The organism is Bordetella pseudohinzii, from assembly GCF_000657795.2.
GTDB lineage: Bacteria > Pseudomonadota > Gammaproteobacteria > Burkholderiales > Burkholderiaceae_B > Bordetella > Bordetella pseudohinzii.
Window position 1 is genome coordinate 1 of record NZ_JHEP02000033.1, and the last position, 6,269, is coordinate 6,269.

General features: G+C 53.9%; 2 tRNA genes and 3 rRNA genes. All 5 read left to right on the forward strand.

The window, feature by feature from the left end:
• Positions 1–790: 790 nt before the first annotated feature.
• The 5 genes from L540_RS21060 (at position 791) to rrf (ending at position 6,006) form a co-directional block, all read left to right on the forward strand.
• Positions 791–2,321, forward strand: a 16S ribosomal RNA gene (locus tag L540_RS21060).
• A gap of 98 nt (positions 2,322–2,419) precedes the next feature.
• Positions 2,420–2,496, forward strand: a tRNA-Ile gene (locus L540_RS21065).
• A 10-nt stretch (positions 2,497–2,506) separates the two neighbouring features.
• Positions 2,507–2,582: transfer RNA gene (locus L540_RS21070), tRNA-Ala, on the forward strand.
• Positions 2,583–2,875: 293 nt separating this feature from the next.
• Positions 2,876–5,755 (forward strand): 23S ribosomal RNA (locus L540_RS21075).
• Positions 5,756–5,893: 138 nt separating this feature from the next.
• Positions 5,894–6,006, forward strand: a 5S ribosomal RNA gene (rrf, locus tag L540_RS21080).
• The 16S, 23S and 5S rRNA genes sit together here with 2 tRNA genes alongside, the layout of an rRNA operon.
• Positions 6,007–6,269: the final 263 nt, after the last annotated feature.

The window sequence follows — 6,269 nt, forward strand, 5'->3', positions numbered from 1 at the left end:
GTGCTATAGTTCGCCCCCTCGCAACACAGACAGCAACGCAGACGCGGCGCGGTAGGTGTGGCGGGGCCGGAACGAGACGGTGTTGACGGATTCCAAGGCGGTTGCCGCATGAGCGGGACGCAGGGGTGGTCAAGGCGGTCTGGGGCACGGGGAGGGTGGTTAAGGCATAGGCCGGCCGGGATTCCAGTGTTGCATGACGGTGTAGAAATAAAGCAGCTTCGGTTGCATGATCTGCAAAAGTTGTGTTATAGTTTCGGGCTTGGCAGTTAACGAAACATCAGGGTTTACCCTGATCTCGCAAAGCAAGGCGCGATGAGATGTTTCGCTAGCTGCTAGCAAGATGGCCCTTGAGTAGTTGAGGGGCGATCGGGAGGCGCGAGTCTCTGAAGAGGTGGTGAGTTGGCAAGGCAGACGCGAAGCGAAGAAGAGTTCGCAAGCGGCGCGAAAAAAAGCGAAGCCGAGTTGACAAACACAAAAAACTTCTTCATAATCTCGTTTCTCTGCTGCTGACAACGACGCGGCGACAAACAGCGAAAACGCTGCGAGTTGCGCGAAGATGGAAGCAGAAGGCAGAAGTTTTTAGCAGTACCGCTCTTTAACAATTGAACAACCGATAAGTGTGGGCACTTGGTGTGAGTGCGCAACGGCTGGGTTTAGGCCTAGCCGGGAAGCGAAACTATCAAGTGCTCATAGACAGAAGTCAGGTTTAGTTTTTCGAAACTATCACCTCACTTCCTTTGAGCAAGCGAAAGTCGTCGTTGGGTCATTCTGACGGCGCAACACAGAGATTGAACTGAAGAGTTTGATCCTGGCTCAGATTGAACGCTGGCGGGATGCTTTACACATGCAAGTCGGACGGCAGCACGGGCTTCGGCCTGGTGGCGAGTGGCGAACGGGTGAGTAATGTATCGGAACGTGCCCAGTAGCGGGGGATAACTACGCGAAAGCGTAGCTAATACCGCATACGCCCTACGGGGGAAAGCGGGGGACCTTCGGGCCTCGCACTATTGGAGCGGCCGATATCGGATTAGCTAGTTGGTGGGGTAACGGCTCACCAAGGCGACGATCCGTAGCTGGTTTGAGAGGACGACCAGCCACACTGGGACTGAGACACGGCCCAGACTCCTACGGGAGGCAGCAGTGGGGAATTTTGGACAATGGGGGCAACCCTGATCCAGCCATCCCGCGTGTGCGATGAAGGCCTTCGGGTTGTAAAGCACTTTTGGCAGGAAAGAAACGGCGCAGGCTAATACCTTGCGCAACTGACGGTACCTGCAGAATAAGCACCGGCTAACTACGTGCCAGCAGCCGCGGTAATACGTAGGGTGCAAGCGTTAATCGGAATTACTGGGCGTAAAGCGTGCGCAGGCGGTTCGGAAAGAAAGATGTGAAATCCCAGAGCTTAACTTTGGAACTGCATTTTTAACTACCGAGCTAGAGTGTGTCAGAGGGAGGTGGAATTCCGCGTGTAGCAGTGAAATGCGTAGATATGCGGAGGAACACCGATGGCGAAGGCAGCCTCCTGGGATAACACTGACGCTCATGCACGAAAGCGTGGGGAGCAAACAGGATTAGATACCCTGGTAGTCCACGCCCTAAACGATGTCAACTAGCTGTTGGGGCCTTCGGGCCTTGGTAGCGCAGCTAACGCGTGAAGTTGACCGCCTGGGGAGTACGGTCGCAAGATTAAAACTCAAAGGAATTGACGGGGACCCGCACAAGCGGTGGATGATGTGGATTAATTCGATGCAACGCGAAAAACCTTACCTACCCTTGACATGTCTGGAATCCCGAAGAGATTTGGGAGTGCTCGCAAGAGAACCGGAACACAGGTGCTGCATGGCTGTCGTCAGCTCGTGTCGTGAGATGTTGGGTTAAGTCCCGCAACGAGCGCAACCCTTGTCATTAGTTGCTACGAAAGGGCACTCTAATGAGACTGCCGGTGACAAACCGGAGGAAGGTGGGGATGACGTCAAGTCCTCATGGCCCTTATGGGTAGGGCTTCACACGTCATACAATGGTCGGGACAGAGGGTCGCCAACCCGCGAGGGGGAGCCAATCCCAGAAACCCGATCGTAGTCCGGATCGCAGTCTGCAACTCGACTGCGTGAAGTCGGAATCGCTAGTAATCGCGGATCAGCATGTCGCGGTGAATACGTTCCCGGGTCTTGTACACACCGCCCGTCACACCATGGGAGTGGGTTTTACCAGAAGTAGTTAGCCTAACCGCAAGGGGGGCGATTACCACGGTAGGATTCATGACTGGGGTGAAGTCGTAACAAGGTAGCCGTATCGGAAGGTGCGGCTGGATCACCTCCTTTAAGAGCTAAGTGCTCGCGTCAAGTGTCCACGCTTATCGGTTGTTGGAATATAGCTGCTGGAAGGATCGAACAGATCCGGCAAGATTTGAGAGAGTCTGGGGTCTGTAGCTCAGTCGGTTAGAGCACCGTCTTGATAAGGCGGGGGTCGTTGGTTCGAATCCAACCAGACCCACCACGCATGATACGGGGGTGTAGCTCAGCTGGGAGAGCGCCTGCTTTGCAAGCAGGATGTCATCGGTTCGATCCCGTTCACCTCCACCAGTTCTTGTTGGGTGTGTGTTTGGGTGAGTCTGAGGTTAACGATTAGGGTTGCGAGCAATCTTAATCGTTGGGTTTAGGCCTGACAGCTATATTTTGTTCTTTAACAATTTGGAAGAAGCACAACGTAAAGTGTTTATCGAGTAGTCGAGGCGAGTCCTTGATGAAGATAGATACGGGTTGTGATTGCATGATTATGTTCCAAGTCTCAAGCTGATCGAAAGATCAGAGCTTTTGAACTTAAGAACGGCACAAACGCGAAATGTTCAGCGTCCTATAAGACTCAAGTGTTATAGGATCAAGCGACTAAGTGCATATGGTGGATGCCTTGGCGATCACAGGCGAAGAAGGACGTGGTAGCCTGCGAAAAGCTACGGGGAGCTGGCAAACAAGCTTTGATCCGTAGATATCCGAATGGGGAAACCCACTGCGCAAGCAGTATCCCTGGCTGAATACATAGGCCAGTGGAGGCGAACCGGGTGAACTGAAACATCTCAGTAGCTCGAGGAAAAGAAATCAACCGAGATTCCGAAAGTAGTGGCGAGCGAAATCGGAAGAGCCTTTACGATTTAGCTATCCGTATAGTCGAACAGTCTGGAAAGTCTGACCGTAGCAGGTGATAGTCCTGTAGACGAAATGCGGGTAGTGGAACTAAGCGTAAGAGAAGTAGGGCGGGACACGTGAAATCCTGTCTGAAGATGGGGGGACCATCCTCCAAGGCTAAATACTCGTGATCGACCGATAGTGAACCAGTACCGTGAGGGAAAGGCGAAAAGAACCCCGGAAGGGGAGTGAAATAGATCCTGAAACCGTATGCATACAAACAGTCGGAGCCTCCTTGTGGGGTGACGGCGTACCTTTTGTATAATGGGTCAGCGACTTACATTCAGTGGCGAGCTTAACCGAATAGGGAAGGCGTAGCGAAAGCGAGTCCGAATAGGGCGTTCAGTCGCTGGGTGTAGACCCGAAACCAGATGATCTACCCATGGCCAGGTTGAAGGCACGGTAACACGTGCTGGAGGACCGAACCCACTAGTGTTGAAAAACTAGGGGATGAGCTGTGGATAGGGGTGAAAGGCTAAACAAATCTGGAAATAGCTGGTTCTCTCCGAAAACTATTTAGGTAGTGCCTCAAGTATTACTGCGGGGGGTAGAGCACTGTTATGGCTAGGGGGTCATGGCGACTTACCAAACCATGGCAAACTCCGAATACCCGCAAGTACAGCTTGGGAGACAGAGCACCGGGTGCTAACGTCCGGACTCAAGAGGGAAACAACCCAGACCGCCAGCTAAGGTCCCAAATTATCGCTAAGTGGGAAACGAAGTGGGAAGGCATAGACAGTCAGGAGGTTGGCTTAGAAGCAGCCATCCTTTAAAGAAAGCGTAATAGCTCACTGATCGAGTCGTCCTGCGCGGAAGATGTAACGGGGCTAAGCGATAAACCGAAGCTGCGGGTGTGTACTTTGTACACGCGGTAGGAGAGCGTTCTGTAAGCCTGCGAAGGTGGCTTGTGAAGGCTGCTGGAGGTATCAGAAGTGCGAATGCTGACATGAGTAGCGATAAAGGGGGTGAAAAGCCCCCTCGCCGTAAGTCCAAGGTTTCCTGCGCAACGTTCATCGGCGCAGGGTGAGTCGGCCCCTAAGGCGAGGCAGAGATGCGTAGCTGATGGGAAGCTGGTTAATATTCCAGCACCGTCGTACAGTGCGATGGGGGGACGGATCGCGGAAGATCATCAGGGTGTTGGATGTCCCTGTTGCTGCATTGAAGATGGCGCTTAGGCAAATCCGGGCGCGTAAATCAAGGGTGTGGCTCGAGCGAGCAAGTCTCGCGAAGTGATTGGAAGTGGTTCCAAGAAAAGCCTCTAAGCTTCAGCTGTACGAGACCGTACCGCAAACCGACACAGGTGGACGGGATGAATATTCCAAGGCGCTTGAGAGAACTCGGGAGAAGGAACTCGGCAAATTGATACCGTAACTTCGGGAGAAGGTATGCCCCGGTAGTGTGAGGCGCCTGCGCGCTGAGCATGATGGGGTCGCAGAGAATCGGTGGCTGCGACTGTTTATTAAAAACACAGCACTCTGCAAAGACGAAAGTCGACGTATAGGGTGTGACGCCTGCCCGGTGCCGGAAGGTTAAGTGATGGGGTGCAAGCTCTTGATCGAAGCCCCGGTAAACGGCGGCCGTAACTATAACGGTCCTAAGGTAGCGAAATTCCTTGTCGGGTAAGTTCCGACCTGCACGAATGGCGTAACGATGGCCACACTGTCTCCTCCCGAGACTCAGCGAAGTTGAAGTGTTTGTGATGATGCAATCTACCCGCGGCTAGACGGAAAGACCCCATGAACCTTTACTGTAGCTTTGCATTGGACTGTGAACCGGCCTGTGTAGGATAGGTGGGAGGCGCAGAACTCGAGTCGCCAGATTCGAGGGAGCCGACCTTGAAATACCACCCTGGTTTGTTTGCGGTTCTAACCTTGGTCCGTTATCCGGATCGGGGACAGTGCATGGTGGGCAGTTTGACTGGGGCGGTCTCCTCCCAAAGTGTAACGGAGGAGCTCGAAGGTACGCTAGGTACGGTCGGAAATCGTGCTGATAGTGCAATGGCATAAGCGTGCTTGACTGTGAGACTGACAAGTCGAACAGGTGCGAAAGCAGGACATAGTGATCCGGTGGTTCTGAATGGAAGGGCCATCGCTCAACGGATAAAAGGTACTCTGGGGATAACAGGCTGATACCGCCCAAGAGTTCATATCGACGGCGGTGTTTGGCACCTCGATGTCGGCTCATCTCATCCTGGGGCTGTAGCCGGTCCCAAGGGTATGGCTGTTCGCCATTTAAAGAGGTACGTGAGCTGGGTTTAAAACGTCGTGAGACAGTTTGGTCCCTATCTGCCGTGGGCGTTGGATACTTGACGGAGCCTGCTCCTAGTACGAGAGGACCGGAGTGGACGTACCTCTGGTGTACCGGTTGTCATGCCAATGGCATTGCCGGGTAGCTAAGTACGGAAGAGATAACCGCTGAAGGCATCTAAGCGGGAAACTCGTCTGAAGATTAGGTATCCCGGGGACTCGATCCCCCTAAAGGGTCGTTCAAGACCAGGACGTTGATAGGTCGGGTGTGGAAGCGCAGTAATGCGTTAAGCTAACCGATACTAATTGCCCGTGCGGCTTGATCCTATAACTCTTTAGTCTTACATATACGATTGCTGGCCAGTTCGCGCCAGTGCCGTCTGAACATACATCAACGCAACCTGCAGTTGCTGCTTCTTCCAAATTCAAGCCGTTGACATCGCGTCAACCGCTTAGCCGGTTACGCCTGACGACCATAGCAAGGTGGCCCCACTCCTTCCCATCCCGAACAGGACAGTGAAACGCCTTCGCGCCGATGATAGTGGACATTCGTCTGTGAAAGTAGGTCATCGTCAGGCTTTTATTCCTCAAAACCCCGTAAGCTCACCGCTTACGGGGTTTTGTTTTGCGCCAAAGATTTATACACCCCCATACCGACCGCGCGGCCGGTGTCAGACACCCTGTCGCGCGGGCGGTGTCAGACACCCTGATACGCCGGCCTGCACCCAACCCCCCTGCCACTTGGTGTCTGACACCTCAGGCCACGGCCGCGGCAACGCCCATTGCGGCGGCCGCCACAACGCCTTCGCCGTCAGTCGCCGCGATACGCCAATGCGGGCGG